Raw genomic sequence first — 3,549 nt, 5'->3', positions numbered from 1 at the left:
GGGTGCACCCACAGCACAGGCGGAGCGCGACGGCCTGTGATGGCGGTGGACAAACCCGATGCGAATCCTGATGGTTGCCGCCCGCTGCTATCCTCTCATAGGCGGCATCGAAACTCACATGCAGGAAGTCGGTGCCCGCTTGGTGGCGCGTGGCCACTCGGTCGACGTGCTCACCACCGATCCCTCGGGGGAGTTGCAGGTTGAGGAGGAGATGCGCGGCATGCGCGTGCGGCGCGTGCCGGCCTGGCCGAGGGAGCTGGACCTCTATGTTGCGCCCGGCATTTATACCGCGATCCGGCGCGGGGCTTGGGATCTGATCCATTTCCAAGGTTACAACACCTTCGTGGCGCCGATCGGGCTGCTCGCGGCCGTCCGAGGGGACCTGCCGTTCATCCTGACCTTCCACAGCGGCGGGCATTCCTCCCGGCTGCGCAACGCCGTGCGCGGCACACAGCACGCGCTGCTCCGGCCGCTGGTGGCCCGGGCCGCACGGCTGATAGGCGTCTCCGAATTCGAAGCCGACTTCTTCAGCGTGAGGATGGGCGTGCCGCGGGAACGGTTTGTCGTTATCCCGAACGGCGCCGCGATGCCAGCCGGGAGCCCCGGCATCAAGGTCGATCCACACCTGATCGTCTCGGGCGGCAGGCTGGAGCGCTATAAGGGCCATCACCGGGTGATTGGGGCCTTGCCCGAACTGATCCACAGGGTACCGGACGTGCGACTGCACATCGTCGGAACAGGTCCGTACGAGGGAGAGTTGCGGCGCCTCGTCGCGACGCTCGGCCTCGAGAAGCGGGTCACTATCGAAGCTATCCCCGGATCCGAGCGGCAGAAAATGGCAGACCTTCTGGCGAGCGCCGCGCTGTTCGTGCTGTTCAGCGACTACGAAGCCCATCCGGTTGCCGTCATGGAAGCCCTGTCGCTGCGCCGTCCGGTCCTTGTCAGCGACACGTCCGGGCTGCGGGAGCTGGCCGCCAATGGCCTATGCAGGGCGATTCCGCCCGACGCCGGTCCGAAAGAGCGGGCCGCCGCCATGGCCGAGGAGCTGAGGGCCCATCGGGAGGTCCCGGATTTGGCGCTGCCGGACTGGGATGCCTGCGCTCAAGCGCTGAACGACGTCTACTGTGAGGTTCTGAGCAGCCGATCCACGGTCCGCTTGCCCTCCGGCGGCGTGACATCGTGGCCCCCTGCGACGAGGGCATGATGCTGATGATGGCGGCTCATTTCACCGCAGGAACCAGAATCAACCCGCTCCAGGCCGGGATAAAGTTCGTCTCGGCCGTTATCGGTCCCGACCTTCGCGGGGGCAGCGCCGATACCCCGCCGCAACGGGCCAACTCCGGATGGATCGCGGTTCTGTGCCTGACGGTCGCTACGGCTCTGCTCCTGGTCGTGGCCGGGCACGCCGCCGGGCGCCGGGGCTATGACGTGGCGCCGCTGCTCTTCTGGCCCGGTATCGTTCTCCTGGTCGCTCCGACCAGCCTTCGCATAGCTTGGCCGACAACAGCCAGGGGCGAGCGCGTCTTCCTCCTGTTCCTGCTTGCCGAAGCCCTTTTCTACTGCAAGGTAGTCTATTCCCCGACGAGCTTCATCGGCCACGACGAGTTCTTGCACTGGATCGCAGCCGACGATCTTATGACGGCACGGCGGCTATTTCTGTCGAACCCGCTTCTCCCGATCGGGCCAACGTATCCCGCCCTGGAAATCGTTTCGACGGCGATCGTCAATCTGACGGGATTGCCGTTGTTTGTGGCGGGGACGCTATTGTTGGCCGTCCTCAAGGGCACGTTCATCGGTGCCCTGTTTCTGTTCTTCGAAAGCATCACCGGATCGCCGCGAATCGCGGCCATCGCCTGTCTGGCCTATATGGGCTGCTCAACCTTCGTCCTGTTCGAGTCGATGTTCTCATACGAGAGTCTCGGCATCGTGCTGTGCGTGCTGATCTTCGCCGTCGAGGCAGCATCCAAGGACCTCGTCGGGCGAGAACGGCTGAAGGCGCTTGGGCTGATCGCCCTGCTGTTGATGAGCCTTTCGGTCACGCATCACCTCGCGGCCTTCTACGCCGCCATCTACCTCGGAGCGGTGGCATTCCTCGAGGCTTTGCGCCGGGACGCCTCCATGCGGAGCGAAGCGAGGATCGCAGTGGGCTTCACGGGAATGCTGGCAATCGCCCTGCCAATCCTGTGGATGGAGGCGCGGGGCAACCATCTCGCAGGTTATCTCGGACCCATCGTCGAAACTGGCTTCAAGACATTGCTCGGAAAGATCGCGGGTGCCCCAAACTCGGACCAGCTCGGCGCGCCACCGCAGCCCCTCGCCATGCGGCTGACCACGCTGTTCGCAATCCTGCTGTTGGCACTTGGGCTGGCGACAGGATTCTTTCGGTCGCTGGCCATGGCGGCGCCGAGCGACGCGCGGACGGGTTGGCGTCCGCTTCAGGATGTTCTCGGGAGGCGCTGGCGCGACAGCCGCGTCGTTTTTCTCAGCCTGCTGGCCTTCGGCTTCCCCATCTCGGTGGCTTTCCGGCTGACCATCGGCGGATGGGAAATCGGCAACCGCATGGGAACGTTCGTGTTCATCGGCGTCGGGCTGGTCGTCGGGGTGAGCGTCGTCCACTTTTGGGAGAGCCGCACGCTACGCGGGTGGCGCCGCATCGCACCGGCCGTTGCTCTGGCGGTCATCGTCCTGGGCGGCGTCACGAGCGCTGCGCTCGAACCGTTACGTGGACACTACAGGGTGGCGGCCGACCAGCAATCGATCGAATCCATGGGGATCGAAACGGCGCTGTGGACCAAAGCATGGCTCGGGGCCGGCAACCGCTTCACATCCGACCGCATAAATCGCCTGCTGCTCGCAAGCTACGGGCGGCAGGACGTGAGAGTAAAGCTCGTCGAAGGCGTGCCTCCCTCGCGGGTGTTCGAGAACGAGACCTTGGGGCCTGACGAGTTTTGGGCCTTGGTGAGAAGCGATATCGATTTCCTGCTGGTGGACCTGCGCCTGTCCACTGCCCCGCCGGTGCTCGGCTTCTACTTCGAGCCGTGGCAACGGCGGGGAACGCCGCTCTCGGGCGCAGAGCTGCTTAAGTTCAATGACATCAAGGGCATCACCCGCATCTACGACAACGGCTGGATCGTCATCTATGACGTGAGGGGATTGCATGAGAATTTGTAGCAAGCTGGACCTTCTGGCCGCGTGCCTGTGGGCGGGGGCCGCGGTGGCGGCTGTTGCGGTCAGCGACAGTTTGCTCATCCGTACTGCCCTGGGCGCGCCCATGGTGTTCCTCGTCTCGGGCCACACGGTGCTGCGGGCCATTGGCGTGAGGACCGGCTCCGCGTTGCAACACTTCGCCTACGCGGTCGGCGCAAGCCTCGCCGCCGGCATCGCCGGGGGCTTTGCCCTGAACGCCGCGGGATCGCTTACGCCGCTCGGCTGGGCGCTGTGGTTCTGGGGCGTGACGGCAGCCGCAGCACTGGTGGCCGCCTGCCGCCGCGACACTCCCGATCTGCCGGCCTGGCCGGCTCCGGCGCGGGTCCGGCTCTGGCAGGGGGC

3 protein-coding genes are annotated in these 3,549 nt (G+C 65.5%); all 3 read left to right on the top strand.

Annotated features, from left to right (window positions below; all coding sequences use genetic code 11):
• Positions 1-58 precede the first annotated feature (58 nt).
• Positions 59-1,204, top strand: coding sequence for a glycosyltransferase family 4 protein (locus EOA86_RS20425; protein ID WP_128343296.1), 1,146 nt, complete (start codon positions 59-61; stop codon positions 1,202-1,204).
• Positions 1,180-3,171 (top strand): hypothetical protein, encoded by a 1,992-nt coding sequence (locus EOA86_RS20420; protein ID WP_128343295.1) that lies wholly within the window; start codon positions 1,180-1,182, stop codon positions 3,169-3,171. Before EOA86_RS20425 ends, EOA86_RS20420 begins: the two co-directional genes overlap by 25 nt.
• Positions 3,158-3,549, top strand: a 392-nt coding sequence (locus EOA86_RS20415) for a hypothetical protein (RefSeq protein ID WP_206630080.1), incomplete at its 3' end; no start/stop codon positions are given. The genes EOA86_RS20420 and EOA86_RS20415, both read left to right, overlap by 14 nt.

Origin of the sequence: Mesorhizobium sp. M5C.F.Ca.IN.020.32.2.1 (assembly GCF_004023105.1) — a bacterium.
Taxonomy (GTDB): Bacteria; Pseudomonadota; Alphaproteobacteria; order Rhizobiales; family Rhizobiaceae; genus Mesorhizobium; species Mesorhizobium wenxiniae.
The sequence above is the reverse complement of the archived record's forward strand: the minus strand, read 5'-3'. Positions and strand labels throughout refer to the sequence as shown.